The following is a 25,031-nucleotide window of genomic DNA, read 5'->3' as shown; positions in this document are numbered from 1 at the left end:
CACATCAGTGCGCGTGACCACTCGCTGCGGGCGTCGGACCGGCGTTCTTGACCGTCAGAGGCAGCAACTTCTTGCCGGTCGGGCCGATTTGGATGGCCGTGTCCATCTGCGGGCACACGCCGCAGTCGAAGCACGGCGTCCAGCGGCAGTCCTCGACCTCCGTCTCGTCGAGGGCGTCCTGCCAGTCCTCCCAGAGCCAGTCCTTGTCGAGGCCCGAGTCGAGGTGGTCCCAGGGGAGGACCTCCTCGTAGGTGCGCTCGCGGGTGGTGTACCAGTCGACGTCCACGCCGAAGGGAGCCAGCGCCTTGTCCGCGCAGGCCATCCAGCGGTCGTACGAGAAGTGCTCGCGCCAGCCGTCGAAGCGGCCGCCGTCCTCGTAGACCGCGCGGATCACCGCGCCGATACGGCGGTCGCCGCGGGAGAGGAGTCCCTCGACGATGCCAGGCTTGCCGTCGTGATAGCGGAAACCGATCGACCGGCCGTACTTCTTGTCGCCGCGGATCTTGTCGCGGAGCTTCTCCAGACGCGCGTCCGTCTCCTCCGCCGAGAGCTGCGGGGCCCACTGGAAGGGGGTGTGGGGCTTGGGGACGAAGCCGCCGATCGAGACCGTGCAGCGGATGTCGTTCGAGCCGGAGACCTCGCGGCCCTTCCGGATCACGTGCGTGGCCATGTCGGCGATCTGGAGGACGTCCTCGTCGGTCTCCGTCGGCAGGCCGCACATGAAGTACAGCTTCACCTGGCGCCAGCCGTTGCCGTACGCCGTGGCGACCGTCCTGATCAGGTCCTCTTCCGAGACCATCTTGTTGATGACCTTGCGGATGCGCTCGGAGCCGCCCTCGGGGGCGAAGGTGAGCCCCGAGCGGCGGCCGTTGCGGGTCAGCTCGTTCGCCAGGTCGATGTTGAAGGCGTCCACACGGGTGGAGGGGAGAGACAGGCCGATCTTGTCTTCCTCGTAGCGGTCCGCCAGGCCCTTGGCGATGTCACCGATCTCGGAGTGGTCCGCGGAGGAGAGGGAGAGCAGGCCGACCTCCTCGAAGCCCGTCGCCTTCAGGCCCTTGTCGACCATCTCGCCGATGCCGGTGATCGAGCGCTCGCGGACCGGGCGGGTGATCATGCCCGCCTGGCAGAAGCGGCAGCCGCGGGTGCAGCCGCGGAAGATCTCGACGGACATGCGTTCGTGGACCGTCTCCGCCAGCGGGACGAGGGGCTGCTTGGGGTACGGCCACTCGTCGAGGTCCATGACCGTGTGCTTCGACACGCGCCACGGGACGCCCGACCTGTTGGGGACGACGCGGCCGATACGGCCGTCGGGGAGGTACTCGACGTCGTAGAAGGCCGGTACGTAGACCCCGCCGGTCTTCGCCAGACGGAAGAGGAGCTCCTCGCGTCCGCCCGGACGGCCCTCCGCCTTCCAGGCGCGGATCAGCCTGGTGACCTCCAGGACGGCCTGTTCGCCGTCGCCGATCACCGCGCAGTCGATGAAGTCGGCGATCGGCTCGGGGTTGAAGGCCGCGTGGCCGCCGGCCACCACGATCGGGTCGTCGACGGTGCGGTCCTTGGACTCCAGCGGGATGTCCGCCAGGTCCAGGGCCGTCAGCATGTTCGTGTAGCCCAGCTCGGTGGAGAAGGACAGGCCGAAGACGTCGAAGGCCTTCACCGGGCGGTGGCTGTCCACCGTGAACTGCGGGACGCCGTGCTCCCGCATCAGGGCCTCCAGGTCCGGCCACACGCTGTAGGTGCGCTCGGCGAGGACGCCCTCCTGCTCGTTCAGGACCTCGTAGAGGATCATGACGCCCTGGTTGGGCAGACCGACCTCGTAGGCGTCGGGATACATGAGCGCCCAGCGGACGTCACAGGAGTCCCACGGCTTGACGGTGGAGTTCAGCTCACCGCCGACGTACTGGATCGGCTTCTGCACGTGCGGGAGCAGAGCTTCGAGCTGCGGGAACACCGATACGGCGGCTTCGGCAGACATCTCGCGACTTTCGTGGGCTGGAGGGAACGGATAGGGGTGACCATCAAGCCTAACGCGCCCCCGGCCGGTCCTCGGACGCCCAGAGGTCCGGGACGGAGCCGGGCGCCCGGCCCGGTGGCCCGGCTCCCGGCCGTCCGCTTCCTGCCCGGCCGCCGTCCGCTTCCTGCTCGGCCGGCGTCCGCTCCCGGCCCGGCCGCCGAGCGCCTCCTGCCGTCCGGCCCTCGGCCGCCCGTTCAGACGGCCATCTCGGCCCGCACCGTCTGCCACAGCTGCGGCAGTGCCGCCTCCGCGGCCGCCGCTCGCTGTTCCTCCCGCCCGTACAGAACGCCGTAGGTGAAGGTGCTCTCCCCCGCCGCGTGTGCCCGGGCCGAGAGTTCCAGCAGGGCCTCGCGGGCCATCACGCTGTCCTGGTGGTCGCCGAGCAGGGTCTGGAGCGACTTCATCGACCTGACCAGGGCCTCGGCGGGCCTGCCCAGCGCCGGTGCGGCGGCCTCGGCCGCGTACCGGGTGCGCTTGGCCTTCTTGCGTGCCTCGTGGATCGCGATGTCGCGGTCGCTGCCCGGGGGCAGGTCGAGGGCCCGGCCGACCAGGTCGGCGACCTTGCGGAAATCCTTGCGTACGGCCTTGGCGATCGCCTTCGCCGGGTCCTTGGCGGCGGCCTTCAGCAGGGGTGGGTCGGCGATCAGGGTGTCGAGCGCGTTCAGCAGGCTCAGATAGCGCTCGCCGTCGAGGACGCTGATCAGACGGCGACGGGAGCCGTCGTGCCGGGCGTCGGACCAGGTGCGCAGGCGGTTGCGGACGGGGCCTGAGATCAGGGGGCGGGGCAGTTCGGACACGGCGTTCGTCAGGTGCTCGGTGAGGACCTCCCGGTCGCGGTCGACGCCCAGCTCGCCGGCCAGCCACTTCAGCTCGTCGGCGATCGGGTCGGTGACCCGGCGGTCGAGGACCTTGCCGAACGAGCGGAAGGTGCTGCGTAGCCGGCGGGTGGCGACGCGCATGGAGTGCACGGAGTCGTGGACGTCCCGGCGCACCGCGGGGTCGAGGGCGACGATGGCGTCGCGCTGGGCACGGACGTAGGCGAGGACGTGGCCGCCCGCTGTGGCCGGTGGCCGTCGGGGACCGGCCGGGGCGGGCGGTGGCTGCCGCCCGCCGGTCGCGGTGGGCTCGGGGCGGCCGGCGGTCTCCTCCAGCGCCCTGGCCAGTTTGGACGGGGCCGAGGAGCGGCTCACGCCCGCTTTGCGGAGCTTCTTGTCGACCTTGTCGAGGAAGGCGGGGTCTTGGTCGTCCGCGAGTTCGACCTCGATCTCGGTCCAGTCGGCGGTGCCCGCGCCGCCGCTGAGCCGCTCGGCGTGCACCCGGTCGAGGCTGACCTCGGCGAGCAGAGTGCCGTCGGCGTCGACGAGGTGGCGGACGTCGCGCGAGGAGCGGAGCCGGACGACGGGGACGAGTTCGGCGTCCCGGACCCGGGAGCGGACGAGGCTGGACAGGTATGGGGGGACGGTGTCGGAGAGCGGGGCGCGGACCTCGTCGCGGACGCCTTCGGCGACGGGAAGCTTGAGGTGCCAGCCGGCGTCGGCACCGCCGGTGCGGCGGCGCAGTGTCAGTGAGGCGTCGGCCAGTCGTGCGTCGGCCGTGTCGTAGTAGGTGGCGTCGAGTTCGGCGACGCCCTTGTCGATGACGGCCGAGACACCGCCGACGGCGGTCAGGTCGGGCAGTGCGTCACCGGTCGCGGCCTCGTACTTGCGCTCGATTTCGCGTTTTGTGTCCGCCATGAACTGAATCTAGTGGCAAACGGGCCGCCAGGGCAGAGTCCGCCGGCGTTCGTCTGGAATGCGCTCCTCCGCCGAACGCCCCGGCCTTTCGGCCGGTAACGACCTCCGCCCCCTCCTTTGACGTCTACGCGGACACCGGCCGTTGCAACCGGATCGACTGCAGCAGTCCCACCGCCAGCCAGACGGCGAACATGGAGGAGCCGCCGTACGAGACGAACGGCAGAGGCAGGCCCGCGACCGGCATGATGCCCAGGGTCATGCCGATGTTCTCGAAGGACTGGAAGGCGAACCAGGCGATGATGCCCGCGGCGACGATCGTGCCGTACAGCTCGGTCGTCTCCCGGGCGATCCGGCAGGCCCGCCACAGGACGACTCCGAGCAGCACGATGATCAGGCCGGCGCCGACGAAGCCCAGCTCCTCGCCCGCGACCGTGAAGACGAAGTCGGTCTGCTGTTCGGGGACGAACTGGCCGGTGGTCTGCGAGCCGTGGAAGAGTCCCGCGCCGGTGAGTCCGCCGGATCCGATCGCGATACGGGCCTGGTTGGTGTTGTAGCCGACGCCCGCGGGGTCGAGGTTGGGGTTGGCGAAGGCGGCGAAGCGGTTGATCTGGTACTGGTCCAGGATGTGCAGCTGCCATATGGCGAGCGCACCCACGGCGCCCGCGCCGATGAGACCGAACACCCAGCGGTTGGAGGCGCCGGAGGCCAGCAGCACGCCCAGCACGATGATCACCATGACCATGACCGAGCCGAGGTCGGGCATCAGCATCACGATCAGCATCGGGACGGCGGCCAGACCCAGGGACTGGGCCACGGTCCGGTGGTCGGGGTGGGGCTTGTCGCCCGCGTCGACCCGGGCGGCGAGCAGCATGGCCATGCCCAGAATGATCGTGATCTTCACGAACTCGGAGGGCTGGAGGGAGAAGCCGCCGCCGAAGACGATCCAGGCGTGCGCACCGTTGACCGTCGCGCCGAGCGGGGTGAGCACCAGCAGGACCAGGAAGACCGAGATGCCGTACAGGATCGGCACGGCCGTGCGCAGGGTGCGGTGGCCGAGCCAGATCGTGCCGATCATCAGCGCGAACCCGATGCCGGTGTTCATCAGGTGGCGGATCAGGAAGTAGTACGGGTCGCCCTGGTTGATCTCGGTGCGGTTGCGGGTCGCCGAGTAGACCAGGGCGGTGCCGATCAGGGACAGGGCCGTGGCCGACAGCAGTATCGGCCAGTCGAGCCGGCGGGCCAGGCCGTCGCGGGCGAAGATCCGCGTCCAGCCCGCCCGGTCGGGGCCGTACCCGGAGACGGAGAAGTTGTTCGCTCCGGTCATGCGAGGATCCTCCGCCTCTTCTCCGGGCGGGCCGAGCGCCGGGTGGTGCGGCGGTTGCTCGCGGTGGGCGACGGCACGGTGGCCGACGGGTTGTCGGTGGGGGTCCCCTGCTGGTCCTGGCCGGTCGCCTGGTCGGCGTTGGGGTCGTACTTCTGGATCTTCTGGGCCTCGATCGAACCGTCGGGGCGGATCTTGGGCAGGCCCTGCTGCGGGGTGGGGAGCAGCGCCTTGCCCTTGTCGATCGAGCCGTCCTTCTGGACGCCGTAGAGGGCGTCGTAGATGTGGTGCACGGCTTCACCGGAGGCGCCGGAACCCGTACCGGCCTGAGCGATGGTCATGACGACGGCGTAGTCCTTGGAGTAGGTGGCCAGCCATGACGTGGTCTGCTTGCCGTAGACCTCGGCGGTACCGGTCTTGGCGTGCAGCGGGATCTTGTCCTGCGGCCAGCCGCCGAACTTCCAGGCGGCGGTACCGCGGGTGACGACGCCCGCGAGCGCCTCGTCCATGACGTCCCGGGTCTTGGCGTCGATCGGCAGCCTGCCGTGCGACTTGGGCTTGATCTCGGTCACGCTCTTGCCGTCGGGGCTGATGATCGCCTTGCCGATGGTCGGGTTCCACAGCGTGCCGCCGTTGGAGATCGCACCGTAGATGGTGGCCTCCTGTATCGGCGTCAGGAGCGTGTCGCCCTGGCCGATGGAGTAGTTGATCTCGTCACCCTCGCGCATCTTGTTGCCCTCGAGGCAGTTCTCGTACGCGATCCTCGCGACGTAGTCGCCGTCCTTCTTGCCGGTCTTGCACCAGGCGTCCTTGTTGGCCTTCCAGTAGTCCTGCTTCCACTGGCGGTCGGGGACGCGGCCGGAGACCTCGTTGGGCAGGTCGATGCCGGTGGGCTTGCCGAGGCCGAACTGGTGAGCGGTCTTGAAGAACCAGTCCTTGGGCTGCCCCTTCTTGGGGTTGATGCCCCCGTCCTTCTTCCACTCGTTGTCCGCGAGACCGTAGAAGACGGTGTCGCAGGAGACCTCGAGGGCGCGGCCGAGCGAGATCGGGCCGAAGTTCTCTCCCTCGAAGTTCTTGAAGACCTGTCCGCCGACCGAGTACGAACTGGTGCACGGGTAGTGGCCGTCGAAGTCGTAGCCGGCCTGGATGGCGGCGGCGGTGGAGACCACCTTGAAGGTGGAGCCGGGCGCCGACTGGCCCTGGATGGCCCGGTTGAGCAGCGGGTAGTCGGAGTCCTTGCCGGTGAGCTGCTGGTAGTCCTTGGCGGAGATGCCGCCGACCCAGACGTTGGGGTCGTAGGTCGGGGCGGACGCCATGGCGACGATCCGGCCGGTCTTGGCCTCCATCACGATGACGGCGCCGGAGTCGGCCTTGTACTTCTCGCCGGTGATCTTGTCGAACTGGTTGCGGGCGGTCTTCATCGCCGTGTCCAGCTCGTACTCGGCGACTCGCTGGACGCGCGCGTCGATGCTGGTGACCAGGTTGGAGCCGGGCTCGGCGGAGTCGCTCTTGGCCTTGCCGAGGACGCGGCCGAGGTTGTCGACCTCGTAGCGGGTGACGCCGGCCTTGCCGCGCAGCACCTTGTCGTACTGGCGCTCGAGTCCGGAGCGGCCGACCATGTCGGAGCGCAGATAGGGCGAATCGGTGTCCTTGGCCTTCTGGATCTCGTCGTCGGTGACGGGCGAGAGGTAGCCGAGGACCTGGGCGGTGTTGGCATCTCCGGGGGCCGGGTAGCGGCGCACGGCCTCGGGTTCGGCGGTGATGCCGGGGAAGTCCTCGGAGCGCTCGCGGATCTGGAGGGCCTGGCGGGGCGTGGCCTCGTCGGTGATGGGGATCGGCTGGTACGGGGAGCCGTTCCAGCAGGGCTGCGGCGTCTTGGCGTCACACAGGCGGACCTTGCCCATGACGTCCTGCGGCTTCATGCCCAGGACGCCGGCCAGCTTGGTCAGAACCGCCTTGCCGTCGTCCTTCATCTTCAGCAGGTCGGTGCGGGAGGCGGAGACCACCAGCCGGGTCTCGTTGTCGGCGATCGGGACACCCCTGGCGTCCAGGATCTCGCCGCGCACGGCGGGCTGGACGACCTGCTGGACGTGGTTGCCGGAGGCCTCCTTGGCGTATTCGGCGCCGTTGCGGACCTGGAGGTACCAGAGGCGGGCGCCGAGGGTGCCGAGAAGGGAGAGGACGAGGATCTGGATGATGACCAGCCGGATCTGGACGCGGGGCGTCCGTCCGGTCTCGGGGATGTTAGTCATCGGCGAAGCCCGCTTGGTCGAGGGTGGTCACGGGGGACGGGGGGGTGTGGGTCACTACCGCCGCCGCCTTTGCCTGCACATATGTGTTGTACGAGTACACGGCCGGCCTGTCCCACCAGGCCGCCAACTCTGTGGGCGTCACAGTCGCTTGACCCCCTTGATGCGTCCCGCCCGGGCCATCCGGGCCTTGGCCGCCCTGACCCGCAGCACCCCGCGCTGGCTGCCGATGCGCAGTCCGGTACCCGAGGAGAGCCAACCGGGGGAGACGTCGGCGGCCTTGGCGGAGCCGGCCTCGGCGAGCGGGTCGTTGTCGATCCGGCGGGCCAGCGCCATCATCCCGGGCACCACGAAGGGCGCGAGCAGCAGGTCGTACACGGCGGCCGTGACCAGCAGGCTGGTGAGGCCGACATGGCGGGCGGCGGTGTCGCCGACGAGGGCGCCCACACCCGCGTACAGCAGGGTGGAGCCGACGGCGGCGGCGGCCACCACGGCCATCGGGCCGCTGGCGGACTTCAGTCGGCCGTTCTCGGGCCGGGCGAGCCCGGCGAGGTAGCCGATGACGCACAGGACGAGGGCGTAGCGGCCCGCGGCGTGGTCGGCGGGCGGGGCGAGGTCGGAGAGCAGACCGGCGCCGAAGCCGATGAGACATCCGCCGACGTGGCCGTAGACCATGGCGAGGCCGACGACGGTCAGGAGCACCAGGTCCGGGACGGCACCGGGCAGATGGAGGCGGGCGAGGACGCTCACCTGGATCACCAGGGCGACGACCACCAGGGCGGTGGAGAGCAGCATCCGGTTGAGGCGCATCTGGTTCGGCTCCTAGGGCGTCTGCTACTCGTCGTCCTCGGACGCCAGGTCCTCCTCGGAGGCCTGGTTGTCGGCGAACGCCGAGGGCGTGACGGTGACGGTCACGGTCGGGGTGGGCGTCGGCTGGGGTTTCTGGGGCAGGACGGTGTCGCGCGGGTCCTTCTTCGGCGCCTGGACGACGACCCCGACGATGTCGAGGCTGCTGAAGGACACGAACGGCTTCACGTAGACGGTGCGGGTCAGACCGCCGCCGGACGGGTCGACACGGGAGACCACGCCGACCGGGACACCCGGCACGAAGGGCTTGTCGGCCTGGGAGCCGAAGGTGACGAGGCGGTCGCCCTTCTTCACGGCGGCCTTGCCGTTGAGGAGCTGCACGCGCAGCGGGCGGTCGCCCTGCCCGGCGGCGAACCCGAGTTCGTCACTGCCTTCCATACGGGTGCCCACGGTGAAGTCCGGGTCGTTGGCCAGCAGCACGGTGGAGGTGTCGGGGCCGACGGTGGTGATGCGGCCGACCAGTCCGTCACCGTTGAGGACGGTCATGTCGCGCTTGATGCCGTCCTTCGCGCCCACGTCGATGGTGACCGTCCAGGAGAAGCCCTGGGCCGCTCCTATCGCGATGACTTCGGCACCCTTGATCCCGTACTGTCCCTCGCCCGCCACCCGGATCATGTTGTCGAGCTGCTTGAGGCGGCTGCGGTTGCGGTCGTCGCTGCCCAGCTTCGCCTTCAACGCGGCGTTCGTGCGCTCGAGTTGGGCGATGCGGTCGTGCCGCCTGCCGGAGTCGCGTACGGCCGCGACCGCGTTGCCGACGGGGTCGACGGCGGACGACACCCCGTTCTCGATCGGGCCGAAGACCGTGGCGGCGGCTTGGCGGGCACCTTCGACCGGTGAGTCCTGGCCGCCACGGATGTCCACCGTGATCAGTGCGAACGCGATGGCGATCAGCAGCACCAGGAGCAGCCGGCTCTCTCGTGTGTCCCTCACGTGCGGCGGCCGTGCCTTCCTCGTCGGAATGTGTAACGGATCCGGGTGGTTATGGGTGGTGATAGGGGCTTATGCCTCTATATCAACGATCCGCCGCACGAGAGGAGATCGTCTCGTACGGCGGAATCGGCGCGTCGCCTCATCTGCGGGGCTGGGCGTCCAGCACCTGCTGGAGCGCCTCGAACTCCTCGACACACTTGCCCGAGCCGAGCGCCACGCTGTCCAGCGGGTCCTCGGCGATATGGATCGGCATGCCGGTCTCCCGGCGCAGCCGCTCGTCGAGGCCGCGCAGCAGGGCGCCGCCGCCGGTGAGGACGATGCCGCGGTCCATGACGTCGCCGGACAGCTCCGGCGGGCACTTGTCAAGGGTCGTCTTGACCGCGTCCACGATGGCGTTGACCGGTTCCTCGATGGCCTTGCGGACCTCGGCCGCCGAGATGACCACGGTCTTGGGCAGCCCTGAGACCAGGTCCCGGCCTCGGATTTCGGTGTGCTCGTCGGCGTCGAGGTCGTACGCCGAACCGATCGTGATCTTGATCTGCTCGGCCGTCCGCTCGCCGAGGAGGAGGGAGTACTCCTTCTTGACGTACTGGATGATCGCATTGTCGAGTTCGTCGCCGGCGACGCGGATGGACTGGGCGGTGACGATGCCGCCGAGCGAGATGACCGCGACCTCCGTGGTGCCGCCGCCGATGTCCACCACCATGTTGCCCGTGGCCTCGTGGACCGGCAGCCCCGAGCCGATGGCGGCCGCCATGGGCTCTTCGATGATGTGCACCTGGCGAGCGCCGGCCTGGGAGGACGCCTCGATGACCGCGCGGCGCTCAACGCCCGTGATACCCGAGGGCACACAGACCACGACCCGCGGGCGCGCCAGATACCGCCGCTTGTGGATCTTCAGGATGAAGTAGCGGAGCATCCGCTCGGTGATCTCGAAGTCGGCGATGACGCCGTCCTTGAGCGGGCGCACGGCGACGATGTTGCCCGGGGTCCGGCCGATCATCTTCTTGGCTTCCGCACCGACCGCGAGGATGCCCCCGGTGTTGGTGTTGATCGCGACGACCGACGGCTCGTTGAGCACGATCCCACGGCCCCTGACGTACACCAGCGTGTTGGCGGTCCCGAGGTCGACAGCCATGTCACGGCCGATGAACGACATTGAGTTCCCCATCAGGATTCGTCTGGCCTTCCCAAGTCGAGCGTGTGACGGCTTTTGTCGGGGCGGCGAAGTGGGTGCTGTGACGTGAAGGCTTACATCGTAGTCTCGCCCGCACGGAACACTGCGCGAGGGTCTTCGCCATTGTCAGCAGATGACGCGCCGTCTCGCTCCTGGAGACGGGCGTTCGGGGGTAGCCGTTCCCCCGATCGGCACGCATATGCCAGGGAGCGACCGGGTTCGTTCGACCGGTTTCCACGGCCGCCCTTGGTCATGCGTCCGAGTGACGTGAAAAACCCTCAGAGATTGTTCACATTGCGGGATCGAAAGTTCATCATCCGGACGCCGGGAAGCGTCCGGGGGGCTCAGAACCGGCCGGGGAAGAAGATCTTCAGCTCGCGCTCCGCGGACTCCGCGGAGTCGGAGGCGTGCACGAGGTTCTCGCGGACGATCACGCCGTAGTCTCCGCGGATGGAACCGGGCGCGGCGGCGATCGGGTCGGTCGGCCCGGCGAGCGCGCGCATCCCCTCGATGACCCGCTCACCCTCCACGACGAGCGCGACGACCGGACCGGAGGCCATGAACTCCACCAGCGGCTCGTAGAAGGGCTTGCCCTTGTGCTCGCCGTAGTGCTGCTCCAGCGTGTCCTGGTCCAGGGTGCGCAGCTCCAGCGCGCTGATGGTCCAGCCGGCCTTGCGCTCGATGCGGCTGATGATCTCGCCGATCAGCCCTCGACGGACGGCGTCGGGCTTGAGGAGGACGAGAGTGCGCGAGGTCACGAGAGGGCTCCTTCATCAAGGTGGTGCGGTGCGTAGAGGGTACAGGGCGGGTTGGTGCGACCGTTACGCAGCGTCAGGTCGGGGCCCTGCCACTCCGGAGCTAGGAGGCTGCCGGGCTGCCCTCGTTGTCCTGCAGCGCCGCGAAGCGGGCCTTGGCCTCGTCGATCTTTCTTCCGTAGTGCACCGACGCCCACCACAGCGCCGCGAAGATCGCGCCCATGAAGTACATCGCCGGCACGATGAAGCCGGAGGCGATCAGCGCGATCTGCAGGGCCCAGCCCAGCTGGACCCCGCCGGGGCGGGTGATCAGGCCGCACAGCAGGATGCTCAGCGCCATCGCGATGCCGCTGACGGTCCAGACCGTGGTGGTGGACAGATTCGGGTCCTTCATGGCGACCAGACCCGCGAAGCCGATGACGAAGAACTCGCCGATCAGGGTCGAAGCACACAGCGTACGCACGGGAGAGTCAGCCCTTCCCCAGAAGCAGTCGGGCCTCGCCGACGGTGATGACGGAGCCGGTGACGAGCACGCCTGCGCCCGCGTACTCCCCCTCCTCCTCGGCGAGGGTGATCGCGGCCTCGAGCGCGTCGGGCAGTCGAGGCTCGACCTGGACGCGCTCCTCGCCGAAGATCTCCACGGCGATCGCGGCCAGCTCGTCGGCGTCCATCGCCCGGTGGCTGGAGTTCTGCGTGATCACGACCTCGGCGAAGATCGGCTCGAACGCCTCCAGCAGGCCCCGGACGTTCTTGTCGGCGCTCGCGCCGACGACCCCGATCAGCCGGCTGAAGTCGAACGCCTCGCTCACCGCCTCGGCGGTGGCGCGGGCGCCCGCCGGATTGTGCGCGGCGTCCAGGACGACGGTCGGGGAGCGGCGTACGACCTCCAGACGGCCCGGGGACGACACCGATGCGAACGCCTTGCGGACGGTGTCGGCGTCCAGCCGCTCGGGGCGCTGGGAGCCCACGCCGAAGAACGCCTCGACGGCGGCGAGCGCCACGGCGGCGTTGTGGGCCTGGTAGGCGCCGTGCAGCGGCAGGTACACCTCGTCGTACTCGCCGCCGAGGCCGCGCAGCGTCAGGAGCTGGCCGCCGACCGCCACCTGCCGCGCGACGACCCCGAACTCCAGGCCCTCGCGGGCCACGGTCGCGTCGGCCTCCACGGCCTTCTTCAGCAGCACCTGAGCCGCGTCGACCGGCTGCTGGGCCAGGATGACGGTCGAACCCTGCTTGACGATGCCGGCCTTCTCCTGGGCGATCTCCGCGGGCGTGCCGCCGAGCCGGTCGGTGTGGTCCAGGTCGATGGGGGTGATGACGGCGACGTCCGCGTCGATGACGTTGGTGGCGTCCCAGCTGCCGCCCATGCCGACCTCGACGACGGCCACGTCGACGGGCGCGTCCGCGAACGCCGCGTACGCCATGCCCGTGAGGACCTCGAAGAAGGAAAGCCGGTACTCCTGCGAGGAGTCGACCATCTCGATGTACGGCCTGATGTCGCGGTACGTCTCGATGAACCGCTCGGCTGAGACGGGGGCGCCGTCGAGGCTGATCCGCTCGGTGATCGACTGGACGTGCGGGCTGGTGTACCGGCCGGTGCGCAGTTCGAAGGCGCCGAGGAGGGCCTCGATCATGCGGGCGGTGGAGGTCTTGCCGTTGGTGCCCGTGATGTGGATGGACGGGTACGAGCGCTGCGGCTCCCCCAGGACGTCCATGAGGGCCGAGATCCGGGCGACGGACGGCTCCAGCTTGGTCTCGCCCCAGCGGGTGGCCAGCTCGGCCTCGACCTCGCGCAGGGCCTGGTCGAGCGCGGGGTCGTCCGGACGGGCGGGAACTTCGTCATGCGACGGGCCGCCGTGGGTGCGGAGGGTGCGGCTGCCGGCCTCGATCACCGCGAGATCGGGATCCCGGTCCGTCTCGGCCGCGACGATCTCTTCGAAGGGATCGCTCTCATTGGGGTCACGCTGGGGCAGGTCACTCACGAGGCCAGTCTACGGAGGACGGGTGACGAGCGCGGCGAAGGCCCCCGGGCGGTGCCGGGGGCCTTCGGTCGCCGTCGGGCGGCTAGGCGGCGGGGAGCCGGTCCAGCTGGGCCTGGATCCGTGCGATGTCGTCCTCCGCCTTGGCGAGCCGGGTGCGGATCTTCTCCACGACGTGGTCCGGGGCCTTCGCCAGGAACGCCTCGTTGCCGAGCTTGGCGGTGGCCTGGGACCTCTCCTTCTCCGCCGCCGCGAGATCCTTGGCCAGCCGCTTGCGCTCCGCCGCCACGTCGATCGTGCCGGACAGGTCCAGCGCGACCGTGGCGCCGGCGACCGGCAGGGTCGCCGTGGCCGTGAAGGTGTCGCCCTCCGGCTGGAGGCGCAGGAGCTGGCGGATGGCGGCCTCGTGCGGAGCCAGGGCCGTGCCGTCCAGTGTGAGGCGGGCCGGGACGCGCTGGCCGGGCTGGAGGCCCTGGTCGGCGCGGAAGCGGCGGACCTCGGTGATGACCGACTGCAGGGTGCCGATCTCCCGCTCGGCGGCAGCGTCACGGAAGCCGCTGTCGGTGGGCCACTCGGCGATGACGACCGACTCGCCGCCCGTGAGGGTGGTCCACAGCGTCTCCGTGACGAACGGGACGACCGGGTGCAGCAGCTTCAGCGTGACGTCGAGGACTTCGCCCAGGACGCGCTTGCTGACCTCGGCCGGCTCGCCGCCCGCCTGGAACGTCGTCTTGGACAGCTCGACGTACCAGTCGAAGACCTCGTCCCAGGCGAAGTGGAAGAGGGCGTCGGACAGCTTGGCGAACTGGAAGTCGTCGTAGAGCGCGTCGACCTCGGCGACCACGGAGTTGAGGCGGGACAGGATCCAGCGGTCCGTGGCCGACATCTTCGCGGCGTCCGGCAGCGGGCCCTCGACCGTCGCACCGTTCATCAGCGCGAACCGTGTGGCGTTCCAGATCTTGTTGGCGAAGTTGCGGGAGCCCTGGACCCAGTCCTCGCCGATCGGGACGTCGACACCCGGGTTCGCACCGCGGGCCAGGGTGAACCGGAGCGCGTCCGACCCGTACTTGTCCATCCAGTCCAGCGGGTTGACCGCGTTGCCGAAGGACTTCGACATCTTCTTGCCGAACTGGTCGCGGACCATGCCGTGCAGGGCGATGGTGTGGAACGGCGGGGTGCCGTCCATCGCGTACAGGCCGAACATCATCATCCGAGCGACCCAGAAGAAGAGGATGTCGTAGCCGGTGACCAGGACGGAGTTCGGGTAGAACTTCGCGAGGCTCTCGGTCCGCTCGGGCCATCCCAGCGTGGAGAACGGCCACAGGCCGGAGGAGAACCAGGTGTCGAGGACGTCGGTGTCCTGGTGCCAGCCCTCGCCGCTCGGCGGCTCCTCGTCCGGACCGACGCAGACGACCTCGCCGCCCGGCCCGTACCAGACCGGGATGCGGTGGCCCCACCACAACTGCCGGGAGATGCACCAGTCGTGGAGGTTGTCGACCCAGTCGAAGTACCGCTTCTCCATCTCCTGCGGATGGATCTTGACCTTGCCGTCGCGGACCGCGTCACCGGCGGCCTTGGCGAGCGGGCCGACCTTGACCCACCACTGCATGGAGAGCCTGGGCTCGATGGTGGTCTTGCAGCGCGAGCAGTGGCCGACCGAGTGGATGTAGGGCCGCTTCTCGGCGACGATCCGGCCCTCGGCGCGCAGGGCGGCGACGATGGCGGACCGGGCCTCGAAGCGGTCCAGGCCCTGGAAGGGGCCGTGGACGGTGATGACCGCGTGCTCGTCCATCACGGTGATGGCGGGCAGGTCGTGGCGCTGGCCGATCTCGAAGTCGTTCGGGTCGTGGGCCGGGGTCACCTTGACCGCGCCGGTGCCGAACTCGGGGTCGACGTGCTCGTCCGCGACGACGGGGATGGAGCGGTCGGTCAGCGGCAGCCTGATGAGCTTGCCGACCAGGTGCTTGTACCGCTCGTCCTCCGGGTGGACGGCCACGGCGGTGTCACCGAGCATGGTCTCGGCACGGGTCGTGGCGACGACGATGGTTTCGTCCCCCTCGCCGTACTTCATGGAGACCAGTTCGCCGTCGTCGTCCTGGTACTCCACCTCGATGTCGGAGATCGCGGTGAGGCAGCGCGGGCACCAGTTGATGATGCGCTCGGCTCGGTAGATCAGCTCGTCGTCGTAGAGCCGCTTGAAGATGGTCTGGACGGCCTGGGAGAGCCCCTCGTCCATGGTGAAGCGCTCACGGGACCAGGCGACACCGTCCCCGAGGCGCCGCATCTGCCCGGAGATCTGCCCGCCGGACTCGGCCTTCCACTGCCAGACGCGCTCGACGAAGGCCTCGCGCCCGAGGTCGTGGCGCGACTTGCCCTCCTTGCCGAGTTCCCGCTCCACGACGTTCTGCGTGGCGATGCCGGCGTGGTCCATGCCGGGCTGCCACAGCGTCTCGTAGCCCTGCATGCGCTTGCGGCGGGTCAGGGCGTCGATGAGGGTGTGCTCGAACGCGTGCCCGAGGTGCAGGCTGCCGGTGACGTTCGGCGGCGGGATGACGATGGTGTAGGGCGGCTTGTCACTCTTCTCGTCCGCCTCGAAGTAACCGCGCTCTACCCAGCGCTCGTACAGCGGCCCCTCTACATCGGCCGGCGCGTACTGGGTCGGCAGTTCGGTGTCGGGCGCTGATGGCTGCTGCTGAGCGTTCTCGGTCACGGGGTCAGTTTAGAGGTGTCACGACCCCGTCCCGAAACGCGATTCTTCGGTAACGGTGAACCCCCGTGCGCCCCCGGGCCCCTCCGCCTGCGCCAGGATGGCGGACACGCAACAGCATCCGGAGGGGATCCCACAAGATGAGCCACAACCAGCCGGGCCCGTACGGCGGGCAGCCCCAGCAGCCCGGGCCGTACGGTCAGCCGGGCCCCTACGGCCAGCCGCCGCAGGCACCCCAGCCCGGCTACGGCTACCCCCCGCAGGCCCCCGGGGGTGTCCCGCCCCAGCACAACCCGTACGCCCAGCAGCAGCCGCCCACACAGCCGTACGGCCAGCCGCCCGCGCCGCAGTACGGCCAGCCTCCGGCCCAGCCCTACGGCCAGCCTCCGTACGGCCAGCAGCCCTACGGCGTACCGCAGCCCCCGGCGCCGGGCGGCGGCAAGAAGAAGACGGCGCTTGTCATCGTCGGTGCGGTGGCGGTCGTGGCGGCCATCGCGGTGGGCGCGGCCCTGGTGCTCGGCGGAAGCGGGGGCGGCTCGGTCGCCGACGACGGCCCGCACAAGCTGACGGCGCCGGCGGCGGTCATCGGCGGCACGTACAAGAAGGCGGACAGCGGCGGCTCCCCGGACGCCATGAGCCACGAGGACCTGGCGGACTTCGAGAAGTGGGGAGTGAAGAACGCCAAGGACGTCAGCGCGGCATACCAGAACGGCACGGGCGTGTCGGCGAAGAACCTCACCTTCGGCGGCGTCTACGGCACCATCGACGACCCCGAAGCCGTTGTGGACTCCATGTTCGCGAAAATCAAGTCCGAGGCCGCCAAGGACAAGAAGAGCGAGGGCAAGCTGCTCGGCAGCCCGGAGAAGGTCAGCCCGGCCGGCTTCTCGGGCGGCATCATGAAGTGCCAGGTGGCCCAGTTCCAGACCGACCAGTCCTCGGGAGCGGCCTCCGGCGCCGCCAAGAGCTTCACCATGCCCATCTGCATCTGGGGCGACCACAGCACGGTCGCCGACGTCACCACCTTCAGCTTCGCCTCCATCGCCGCGGGCTCGAGCCCGTCGGTCGACGACACGGCGGCACTCGCGGCCAAGCTCCGCAACGACGTCCGCGTCAAGGCCTGACGCGAGGGAATCCGTCTCACCGACGGGGCGCCCCACCGCCTGCGTGGCGCGCCCCGTCACTGCGTCAGCAGCAGCATTCGCCCCTACAGGGAGATGCTCACGCTCGCACGTCATCGGACGTGGAGGCCGGCTCCGTAGCCCCGCAAGGAAAAAGGCGCCCGGCGAAATCGCCGGGCGCCCCCTGTGACGTATCTGTACCGCCTACGCCGTCTTCTGCTCCCCCGGCCCCCGGCCGCGGGCGTCCCTCGGGATCAGGGTGGGGTTCACGTTGCGCAGGACCACGTCGGCCGTGATGACCACGCGGGCCACGTCCTTGCGGGACGGCACCTCGTACATCACCGCCTGGAGGACCTCCTCCATGATGGCGCGCAGGCCCCGGGCGCCCGTCTGGCGGAGGATGGCCTGGTCCGCGATGGCCTCCAGGGCCTCGCGTTCGAAGTCCAGCTCCACACCGTCGAGTTCGAACAGCCGCTGGTACTGCTTGACCAGCGCGTTGCGCGGCTCGACGAGGATCTGAAGGAGCGCCTTGCGGTCGAGGTTGTGGACCGAGGTGATGACCGGGAGGCGGCCGATGAACTCCGGGATCATCCCGAACTTCACCAGGTCCTCGGGCATGACGTCCTCGAACTGGTCCTTGGACTCCAGCTCGCGCTTGGAGCGGATCGTCGCGCCGAAGCCGATGCCCTTCGCGCCGGCCCGGGCCTCGATGATCTTCTCCAGGCCCGCGAACGCGCCACCCACGATGAACAGCACGTTCGTCGTGTCGATCTGGATGAACTCCTGGTGCGGGTGCTTGCGTCCGCCCTGCGGGGGCACCGAGGCCGTCGTGCCCTCCAGAATCTTCAGCAGGGCCTGCTGGACGCCCTCACCGGAGACGTCGCGCGTGATGGAGGGGTTCTCGCTCTTGCGGGCCACCTTGTCGATCTCGTCGATGTAGATGATGCCCGTCTCGGCCTTCTTGACGTCGTAGTCGGCGGCCTGGATCAGCTTCAGGAGGATGTTCTCGACGTCCTCGCCCACATAGCCCGCCTCCGTGAGCGCCGTGGCGTCGGCGATGGCGAAGGGCACGTTCAGCATGCGGGCCAGGGTCTGGGCCAGAAGCGTCTTGCCGGAGCCGGTGGGGCCCAGCAGCAGGATGTTCGACTTGGCCAACTCGATGGCGTCGTCCCGGCCTTGGGCACCGCCGTTCTCACCGGCCTGGACCCGTTTGTAGTGGTTGTACACCGCGACGGACAGGGCCTTCTTGGCCGCCTCCTGGCCGACCACGTACCCCTCGAGGAACTCGTAGATCTCGCGGGGCTTGGGGAGTTCCTCCCAGCGCACCTCGCTCGTCTCCGCGAGCTCTTCCTCGATGATCTCGTTACAGAGATCGATGCACTCGTCGCAGATGTACACACCGGGGCCTGCGATGAGCTTCTTGACCTGCTTCTGGCTCTTGCCGCAGAACGAGCACTTGAGCAGATCGCCGCCGTCACCGATGCGTGCCACGGTGTGCTTCCCCTTCGCCTGGGAGACGCCTTAGGTCCAGCGGCTCCTGGTGCTGCCTTATGTCCGACGGTACCTTGCCGGGCCCCCCGTTCGGGCCCCCCTTGGCACGGTTCACTTTGACGTGCACCGTTTCAAACCGTGCCGAGGGCGGCCGACGGTACGGGCCCGGCGGCGGTACGCCTTCAGCGGACCGCGGTGTTGTTCATCTTCCGGGTGGAGATGATCTGGTCGATCAGGCCGTACGACAGCGCGTCCTCGGCCGTGAGGATCTTGTCGCGCTCGATGTCCTCGCGGATCTTCTCGATCGGCGTGTTCGAGTGCTTCGCCAGCATCTCCTCGAGCTGCGAGCGCATCCGGAGGATTTCGTTGGCGGCGATCTCCAGGTCGGAGACCTGGCCACGGCCCGTCTCGCTGTAGGGCTGGTGGATCAGCACCCGGGCGTTCGGGAGCGCCATGCGCTTGCCCGGGGTGCCCGCGGCGAGCAGCACCGCGGCGGCGGAGGCGGCCTGGCCCATGCAGACCGTCTGGATGTCCGGCTTCACGAACTGCATCGTGTCGTAGATGGCCGTGAGCGCGGTGAAGGAACCGCCGGGGCTGTTGATGTAGACCGAGATGTCCCGGTCGGGGTCCATCGACTCCAGGCACAGCAGCTGCGCCATGACGTCGTTGGCGGAGGCGTCGTCGATCTGGACGCCCAGGAAGATCACGCGCTCCTCGAAGAGCTTCGCGTACGGGTCGTACTCGCGGATGCCCTGCGAGGTGCGCTCGACGAAGCGCGGGATGACGTAGCGGGACTCGGCCACGGGGGCGGTGTACTCGGCGCGCACGCGGTCGTGGAGGCCGCTGCCGGGGAAGTCGTTCACGATGTCTCCTGAGAGGGGCTGAGGCGGTGGCTGGGGGCTGGAGGGGCGCTGGGGGCCGCTACGGGGCCCGGTGGGACCGTCACGGCGGCAGGGGCCCGGGCGGGCGCCCGGAGGGTCCTGCCGGCCGTTCTGGGCCCGGTGAGCCCTTACGAGCCCGCCCCGGTGCCTCCGCCGCCCGGCATGCCGGCAGCGGTGGTGATGACCTCGTCGATCAGGCCGTACTCCTTGGCCTCCTCGGCGTCGAACCAGCGGTCGCGGTCCGAGTCGCGGGTGATCTGCTCGACCGACTGGCCGGTGTGGAAGGCGGTGAGCTCTGCCATGCGCTTCTTGGTGTGCAGGAGCCGCTCGGCGTGGATCTTGATGTCCGACGCGGAGCCGGCGAGTCCGGCGGAGGGCTGGTGGATCAGGATCTCGGCGTTGGGCAGGGCGAAGCGCTTGCCGGGGGTGCCCGCACTGAGCAGGAACTGCCCCATGGAGGCCGCCATGCCCATGGCGATCGTCACCACGTCGTTCTCGATGTACTGCATGGTGTCGTAGATCGCCATGCCGGCCGTGATGGAACCACCAGGGCTGTTGATGTACAGGTAGATGTCCTTGTCCGGGTCGGAGGCAAGGAGCAGCAGCTGTGCGGTGATCTTGTTGGCGATGTCGTCGTCCACCGGCTGGCCGAGGAAGATGATCCGCTCGTTGAGCAGCCGGTTGTAGACCTGGTCGCCGAGGCCGCCACCGATGGAAGGCTCGCCGGCGGCGGAGGGCATCAGATTCGTCACGTATCCACCTGCTCGTCTTACGACGGCGCGGGGCCGTCTCACGTGTCCTGCCGGGGCTTGGGACCCCTGCGCGTCCCCTGCGGGGCGGCTTCGGGGACTCCCCTGCCCTCGTATTCATGGACCCTAACGCGCAGGCAGTCGGGTGCCATCCCGCTTCCGCGGGTGTTCGCTGTCAGCGCATGGGCCTTAACGGTGCGGGACCCGGCGTCGGGGGCGCCGTCACGGGGCTCCGCCCCGGGCCCGGTTCCATTGTCGCCGCGGGTGGTCCGGTGGTCGCGTCGGTGGGGGTCGTTCGTGGACGCTCGCGCGGTTTCCCGCGCCCCCTGCGCGGCGGGGGGCCGTCCGGCCGGTGGTGTGCGGACGGCGACGGGCCCCGGGGCGCGCTGTGCGCCCCGGGGCCCGTCGGTGGCCGGTGGTTCCGGAGGGGTTACGCCTCCGGCTTCTCCTCGGTGGCCTCGGTGGCCTCGGCGGAGCCCTCCGCCTCGTCCTCGTCCTCGTCGTCCAGGTCGACGATCTCGCCGTTGGTGTCCTTCACCGTGGCGGCCTCGACGACGACCGCCAGGGCCTTGCCGCGGGCGACCTCGCCGACCAGCATCGGGACCTGGCCGCCCTCGACGACCGCCTGGGCGAACTGGTCGGGGGACATGCCGGAGGAGGCCGCGCGCCGCATGAGGTGCTCGGTGAGCTCCTCCTGGTTGACGTTCAGCTTCTCCTTGTTGACCAGCTCGTCGAGCACGAACTGGGTCTTGATGCCCTTGATCGCGGCCTCGCGCGTCTCGGTCTCGAACTCCTCGGCGCTCTTGCCCTGGATCTCCAGGTAGCGGTCGAGGGTCAGACCCATCTGGCCGAGCTGGTGGTGCTCGAGGTTGTGCTTACGGGTGTTGATCTCGTCCTCGAGGAGCTTCTCGGGGATCGGGACCTCGACCAGCTCGAGCAGCTTGTCCAGGACACGCTCCTGGGCCTGGGTGGCCTGGTCGTACTGCTTCATGTTCTGGAGGCGCTTGCGGCTGTCCGCCTTCAGCTCCTCCAGCGTGTCGAACTCGGAGGCGAGCTGCGCGAACTCGTCGTCCAGCTCCGGCAGTTCACGGGAGGCGACCTGGGTGACCTTGACCGTCACCTCGGCCTCCTTGCCGGCCGCCGAGCCGCCCTTCAGCTCGGAGGTGAAGGTGCCCTCCTCGCCGGCCGAGAGGCCCTTCACGGCGTCGTCGATGCCATCCAGCAGCTCACCGGAGCCGATGGTGTAGGAGACGTCGCTGGCGACGCCGTCCTCGAGGACCTCGCCCTCGACCTTGGCCTCCAGGTCGATGGTGACGACGTCGCCGTCCTCGGCGGCGCGCTCGACCGGGCTGGTGGACGCGAAGCGCTCACGCAGCTGCTCGACCGACTTCTCGACGTCCTCGTCGGTCACCTCGACCGCGTCGACCTCGACCTCGATGCCGGAGTAGTCCGGGATCTCGATGACCGGGCGGATGTCGACCTCGGCGGTGAAGGACAGCAGCTCGTTGTCCTTCAGCTCCTTGATGTCGACCTCGGGCTGGCCCAGCGGGTTCAGCTCGGCCTCGTTGACCGCCTCGGTGTAGAACTTGGGGAGCGCGTCGTTGACGGCCTCCTCCAGGACCGCACCGCGGCCGAACCGCTGGTCGATGACGCGGGCCGGGATCTTGCCCTTGCGGAAGCCCTTCACCGTGACCTGCTGGTTGATCTTCTTGTACGCCGCGTCGAGGCTGTCCTTGAGCTCCTCGAAGGGCACCTCAACAGTGAGCCGAACCCGGGTCGGGTTCAGGGTCTCCACGGCGCTCTTCACGGTTCGGTCTCCTTGTGGCTGACTTCTTGGGGTTCTGCCGAGCTGCTCCGCCCTGGCGGGCGTGCCTTCGGCGGATTCGCGGGCCCCTGCCTGAGAGACGTGGCAGTGCAGACACACGGGCGCGCAGCTTGCATAGTAACCGCAGCCACGGGACGCCCCAAAAGGCGATCATGCGATGCCGCGCCGCGCGGCGCCTGCCGGTTGGTCGGGGTGGCGGGATTTGAACCCACGGCCTTCCGCTCCCAAAGCGGACGCGCTACCAAGCTGCGCCACACCCCGTCTGGTGCGACACGTAGGGTACATGCCCGGACAGGTCGCGGCGGCCGCTTTGTTGTCGGGTTCCTCATCGGGTTTTTCGTCGGGCGTGCGCGCGGATCAACGCGTTGGCCTACGGGGCGGGTGACCCGCTACGATGCCTCCTGTGCCGCGGTCACTGACCAGCGGCGCGTCCTGTTGCGGGCGTAGCTCAATGGTAGAGCCCTAGTCTTCCAAACTAGCTACGCGGGTTCGATTCCCGTCGCCCGCTCTGTAGGGCTCGGGGCCAGGTCGGAGGATTGATCCTCCGACCTGGCCCCGACTCGTTTCCGGGGGTCCGGATCGTTCTGCCGCGTTCCCCGCGCGCTCCTCGGGGCACCGGCCAGGAGGACCCGCATCCGGCGCCGGCGGTTCGCGTTCATCGCTGTTCCCTCAGCAGCGTGAGCCGGCGTTTGTACTCGTCCTCGTCGATCTCCCCGCGGGCGAAGCGCTCGGCGAGCAGGTCCTCCGCCCGCCCGCCGCCCCACCCGCGCCCGCCGGACGGAGGAGGGGTACCAGGCCCCTGACCACGGTGGGCGCCGGTCAGGTAACGGACGAGGGCAACGATGCCGCCGAGCACCAATGCCCAGAACAGCAGCATGAACAGGGTCATCACGAACCAGCCGCCCCAGCCCCAGCCGCCGTCGTACCACATGTCGATCACTCCCTCGGCCGGCCGGCGTGCACTTCCGACTCCAGCGTGAAGAGTGTCGTTTTCCGTGGAAACAGGGCATCCGGCTCCCGTTTCAGGGCCGAACGGCCCCACGGCTCATGCGAGTGAAGAATCGCCCTCAGCGTGGGGTCGTGCCGCACCGGCCGCGGTGCCCCATGTGTGCCTTACGGCTCAGGGCTGCAGATGCCGTACGTCCACCGAGTACACCGAGCGGAAGCCGTAGGGGACGTACAGGGCGTCGCCCGACAGGACCAGGGGTGCGCTGCCGGCGGTCGCGTCGACGTTGCCGCCGTCGCTGCGGCCCGGGCGGGTGGCCAGGACCTTTCCGGTGTGCCGGTCCAGGGCGGCGAGCCGGCCGTTCGGGGAGGCTACGTAGACGCGCGTGCCGGAGGCCAGCGGCGGGCCCGGGTTCTCCAGGGTGGAGTTGTTCTCCCAGTCCTGACGGCCGGTGCGCGGGTCGACGGAGCGCACGCTGCCGTTGCCCAGGGTGAAGTAGAGGGCGCCTGCGCTGAGGCGCACGGCGGCCTGTGCCGGCTGGGGCCGGGCGAGCGGGACGCGGACCACTCGGTGGGTGTCCGGGTCCAGGGTCGTGATGGTGCGGTATGTCGTGCCCATGTCCTCCTCGGCGAGGATCAGCCGGCCACGGTCCTGGCCCAGGAGGAAGAGGGTGCCCTCGGCCGTGGCCGTCCAGCGCGCCGCTCCCGTCGCCGGGTCGAGGAGGGAGATCCGGGTGCGTCCGGCCTCGCTCCAGCACAGCAGATAGGAACGGCCGCCGGCCGCGCCCACGCCGCAGGCGCCGTGTCCCCTGGGCATCGGGTGCCGCCAGCGGACCGCCCCGCGGTCGGCGTCCAGCAGTCCGTACGAGTAGGTGCCGCCGGATCCCAGGACGGCGAGGACGCCCTCGGGGACGGCCGCCGCCCCGCCGTGGTCCGGATCGGGGGCGATCGCATCGCCGTCACCGGTGGGGGTCCGCCACAGCACCCGGGCCGTGGCCGTGTCCATCAGCTGTACCGAGTAGTGGTCCCCCTTGCGGTCCGCTTCGTTGCCGTAGACGTAGACGGCACGCCGGTGGACGCCGATGACCGAGCCCTCGTTGCCCACCGAGCCGTCCGTCACGGAGTCGACGGGGCGGGACCAGGCCTGTTTGCCGGTGGCCAGGGAGAACGGCACCGCTTTCAGGTTGTCCCCGGCGCACACCAGGAACGTGCCGGCCACGGCGCAGCGGCTGAACACACTGCCCGCCCCCTCCGCCCCCTGGGCCCGGGCGTGCCAGGCATGCCAGCCCGCGGGCAGTGCCGCGGGCACGCCCGGCCGTCCGGTCCCCCGCAGGGCCGCGGCCACCGACGCCGCCACCGCCAGCGCCAGCACCACCGAGACGGCGGCGATCAGCGCCCGGCGGCGCCCTGGGCGCCGGCGCGCGGCCCGCTCGGGAACCGCCGGCTCCTCCTCGGCGGCGCGCGGGACGGGCCGGGTGCCGTCCCGCAGGAACGCGAGCAGCTCGTCCGCCGTCGGCCGGGACCCGGGGTCCTTGTCCAGGCACAGTGCCACGAGGGGAAGCAGCTCCGCCGGGACACCCCGCAGGTCGGGATTCCCCTCGACGACCTTCAGGGCCGCCTCGTACGGACTGACGCCGTCGAACGGACCGTGCCCGGACGCCGCGTACACGACGACCGCCCCCAGCGAGAAGACGTCCGTGGCCGGACCCACCTCGTGCGGGGACGAGAACTGCTCGGGGGACATGAAGGGCGGCGTGCCCATCACCCGCCCGGTCTGGGTGAGTACGTCCGCGGCGGCGAAGTCGGCGGCGCGGGAGATGCCGAAGTCGATGACGCGGGGGCCGTCGTCCGCGAGCATCACGTTGGCCGGCTTGAGGTCGCGGTGGACGACTCCCACGCGGTGGATGTCCCGGAGCGCCTCGGCGAGGCCGGCGGCGAGCGCGCGGACCTTCTCCGGGGGCAGCGGACCGTTGCGCCTCACGTATGCGCCGAGGTTCTCGCCCGGTATGTAGAGCGTGGCCATCCAGGGGTGCGGGGCGTCGGCGTCCGCGTCCACCAGGGGCGCGGTGAAGGCGCCGCTCACCCGGCGGGCCGCGGCCACCTCACGGCGGAAGCGCGTGCGGAACTCGTCGTCGTCGGCGTACTGGCCGTGGACGACCTTGAGTGCCAGACGGCGGCCGGAAGCCGACCGCGCGAGGTAGACCACCCCCATCCCGCCGGAGCCCAGGCGGCCCTCGATGCGGTAACCGCCCACCTCCGCCGGGTCCGCGTCGCGCAGCGACATCCCCCGAAC

General features: G+C 69.8%; 18 protein-coding genes and 2 tRNA genes. 2 read left to right on the top strand and 18 right to left on the bottom strand.

Going from position 1 to position 25,031, the window contains the following annotated elements:
• Positions 1–4: 4 nt before the first annotated feature.
• The 11 genes from LZ604_RS15395 to LZ604_RS15345 form a co-directional block, all read right to left on the bottom strand.
• Positions 5–1,975: a TIGR03960 family B12-binding radical SAM protein gene (locus LZ604_RS15395; RefSeq protein ID WP_234515657.1), complete on the bottom strand. Its 1,971-nt coding sequence runs from the start codon at positions 1,973–1,975 to the stop codon at positions 5–7.
• Between the two features lie 233 nt (positions 1,976–2,208).
• Positions 2,209–3,747, bottom strand: a complete 1,539-nt coding sequence (locus LZ604_RS15390; RefSeq protein WP_234515656.1) for a CYTH and CHAD domain-containing protein — start codon at positions 3,745–3,747, stop codon at positions 2,209–2,211.
• A 124-nt stretch (positions 3,748–3,871) separates the two neighbouring features.
• The gene (rodA, locus tag LZ604_RS15385; RefSeq protein WP_234515655.1) at positions 3,872–5,071 is read right to left on the bottom strand and encodes a rod shape-determining protein RodA; all 1,200 of its coding nucleotides are present in this window, start codon (positions 5,069–5,071) and stop codon (positions 3,872–3,874) included.
• Complete coding sequence (mrdA, locus tag LZ604_RS15380; RefSeq protein ID WP_234515654.1) at positions 5,068–7,320, bottom strand: penicillin-binding protein 2; 2,253 nt, start codon at positions 7,318–7,320, stop codon at positions 5,068–5,070. The genes rodA and mrdA overlap by 4 nt, the downstream gene beginning before the upstream one ends.
• Positions 7,321–7,458: 138 nt before the next feature.
• Positions 7,459–8,127: a rod shape-determining protein MreD gene (gene mreD, locus LZ604_RS15375; RefSeq protein ID WP_234515653.1), complete on the bottom strand. Its 669-nt coding sequence runs from the start codon at positions 8,125–8,127 to the stop codon at positions 7,459–7,461.
• A 24-nt stretch (positions 8,128–8,151) separates the two neighbouring features.
• Positions 8,152–9,114, bottom strand: a complete 963-nt coding sequence (gene mreC / locus LZ604_RS15370) for a rod shape-determining protein MreC (RefSeq protein ID WP_234515652.1) — start codon at positions 9,112–9,114, stop codon at positions 8,152–8,154.
• A gap of 139 nt (positions 9,115–9,253) precedes the next feature.
• Positions 9,254–10,273 (bottom strand): rod shape-determining protein, encoded by a 1,020-nt coding sequence (locus LZ604_RS15365; RefSeq protein ID WP_234515679.1) that lies wholly within the window; start codon positions 10,271–10,273, stop codon positions 9,254–9,256.
• A gap of 362 nt (positions 10,274–10,635) precedes the next feature.
• Positions 10,636–11,049: a nucleoside-diphosphate kinase gene (gene ndk, locus LZ604_RS15360; protein WP_234515651.1), complete on the bottom strand. Its 414-nt coding sequence runs from the start codon at positions 11,047–11,049 to the stop codon at positions 10,636–10,638.
• A 100-nt stretch (positions 11,050–11,149) separates the two neighbouring features.
• Positions 11,150–11,509: a DUF4233 domain-containing protein gene (locus LZ604_RS15355; protein ID WP_234515650.1), complete on the bottom strand. Its 360-nt coding sequence runs from the start codon at positions 11,507–11,509 to the stop codon at positions 11,150–11,152.
• Positions 11,510–11,516: 7 nt separating this feature from the next.
• Positions 11,517–13,025, bottom strand: a complete 1,509-nt coding sequence (folC, locus tag LZ604_RS15350; protein ID WP_234515649.1) for a bifunctional tetrahydrofolate synthase/dihydrofolate synthase — start codon at positions 13,023–13,025, stop codon at positions 11,517–11,519.
• A gap of 82 nt (positions 13,026–13,107) precedes the next feature.
• On the bottom strand, positions 13,108–15,732 hold the full coding sequence (locus LZ604_RS15345; protein ID WP_234515648.1) for a valine--tRNA ligase: 2,625 nt from the start codon (positions 15,730–15,732) through the stop codon (positions 13,108–13,110).
• 137 nt (positions 15,733–15,869) lie between these two features.
• Here LZ604_RS15345 and LZ604_RS15340 point away from each other — a divergent pair, with 137 nt between their 5' ends.
• Positions 15,870–16,850 (top strand): hypothetical protein, encoded by a 981-nt coding sequence (locus LZ604_RS15340; protein WP_234515647.1) that lies wholly within the window; start codon positions 15,870–15,872, stop codon positions 16,848–16,850.
• Between the two features lie 201 nt (positions 16,851–17,051).
• Here LZ604_RS15340 and clpX read toward each other — a convergent pair whose 3' ends face one another.
• The 5 genes from clpX to LZ604_RS15315 all read right to left on the bottom strand — a co-directional run bounded on the left by clpX (position 17,052) and on the right by LZ604_RS15315 (position 22,054).
• Entirely contained in the window at positions 17,052–18,338 is a 1,287-nt protein-coding gene (gene clpX / locus LZ604_RS15335; protein WP_234515646.1) for an ATP-dependent Clp protease ATP-binding subunit ClpX, read from the bottom strand.
• A 182-nt stretch (positions 18,339–18,520) separates the two neighbouring features.
• Entirely contained in the window at positions 18,521–19,201 is a 681-nt protein-coding gene (locus LZ604_RS15330; protein ID WP_308283589.1) for an ATP-dependent Clp protease proteolytic subunit, read from the bottom strand.
• 146 nt (positions 19,202–19,347) lie between these two features.
• Complete coding sequence (locus tag LZ604_RS15325) at positions 19,348–19,959, bottom strand: ATP-dependent Clp protease proteolytic subunit (protein WP_234515677.1); 612 nt, start codon at positions 19,957–19,959, stop codon at positions 19,348–19,350.
• Between the two features lie 439 nt (positions 19,960–20,398).
• A complete protein-coding gene (tig, locus tag LZ604_RS15320) occupies positions 20,399–21,775 on the bottom strand; it encodes a trigger factor (protein WP_234515645.1) in 1,377 nt (458 codons plus the stop codon).
• 202 nt (positions 21,776–21,977) lie between these two features.
• Positions 21,978–22,054 (bottom strand) — tRNA-Pro (locus LZ604_RS15315).
• A 176-nt stretch (positions 22,055–22,230) separates the two neighbouring features.
• On the opposite strand from LZ604_RS15315, the gene LZ604_RS15310 reads away from it, so the two are divergent.
• Positions 22,231–22,301: transfer RNA gene (locus LZ604_RS15310), tRNA-Gly, on the top strand.
• Between the two features lie 147 nt (positions 22,302–22,448).
• On the opposite strand, the gene LZ604_RS15305 is transcribed toward LZ604_RS15310, so the two are convergent.
• Together LZ604_RS15305 and LZ604_RS15300 are read right to left on the bottom strand one after the other, a co-directional pair.
• Complete coding sequence (locus LZ604_RS15305; protein WP_234515644.1) at positions 22,449–22,724, bottom strand: SHOCT domain-containing protein; 276 nt, start codon at positions 22,722–22,724, stop codon at positions 22,449–22,451.
• 189 nt (positions 22,725–22,913) lie between these two features.
• Positions 22,914–25,022, bottom strand: a complete 2,109-nt coding sequence (locus tag LZ604_RS15300; protein WP_234515643.1) for a serine/threonine-protein kinase — start codon at positions 25,020–25,022, stop codon at positions 22,914–22,916.
• Between the last annotated feature and the right edge of the window lie 9 nt (positions 25,023–25,031).

It is taken from the genome of Streptomyces glomeratus, assembly GCF_021462825.1.
Classification (GTDB): domain Bacteria; phylum Actinomycetota; class Actinomycetes; order Streptomycetales; family Streptomycetaceae; genus Streptomyces; species Streptomyces glomeratus.
Note: the sequence above shows the minus strand (reverse complement) of the source record. Positions and strands in the feature narration are given on the sequence as shown.

Coding starts and splice junctions, on each gene's coding strand:
- LZ604_RS15340 (WP_234515647.1), top strand. CDS start 15,870: ATGAGCCACAACCAGCCGGGCCCGTACGGCGGGCAGCCCCAGCAGCCC.
- LZ604_RS15300 (WP_234515643.1), bottom strand. CDS start 25,022: ATGTCGCTGCGCGACGCGGACCCGGCGGAGGTGGGCGGTTACCGCATC.
- mrdA (WP_234515654.1), bottom strand. CDS start 7,320: ATGACTAACATCCCCGAGACCGGACGGACGCCCCGCGTCCAGATCCGG.
- LZ604_RS15390 (WP_234515656.1), bottom strand. CDS start 3,747: ATGGCGGACACAAAACGCGAAATCGAGCGCAAGTACGAGGCCGCGACC.
- LZ604_RS15325 (WP_234515677.1), bottom strand. CDS start 19,959: ATGCCCTCCGCCGCCGGCGAGCCTTCCATCGGTGGCGGCCTCGGCGAC.
- rodA (WP_234515655.1), bottom strand. CDS start 5,071: ATGACCGGAGCGAACAACTTCTCCGTCTCCGGGTACGGCCCCGACCGG.
- LZ604_RS15365 (WP_234515679.1), bottom strand. CDS start 10,273: ATGTCGTTCATCGGCCGTGACATGGCTGTCGACCTCGGGACCGCCAAC.
- mreD (WP_234515653.1), bottom strand. CDS start 8,127: ATGCGCCTCAACCGGATGCTGCTCTCCACCGCCCTGGTGGTCGTCGCC.
- LZ604_RS15305 (WP_234515644.1), bottom strand. CDS start 22,724: ATGTGGTACGACGGCGGCTGGGGCTGGGGCGGCTGGTTCGTGATGACC.
- LZ604_RS15395 (WP_234515657.1), bottom strand. CDS start 1,975: ATGTCTGCCGAAGCCGCCGTATCGGTGTTCCCGCAGCTCGAAGCTCTG.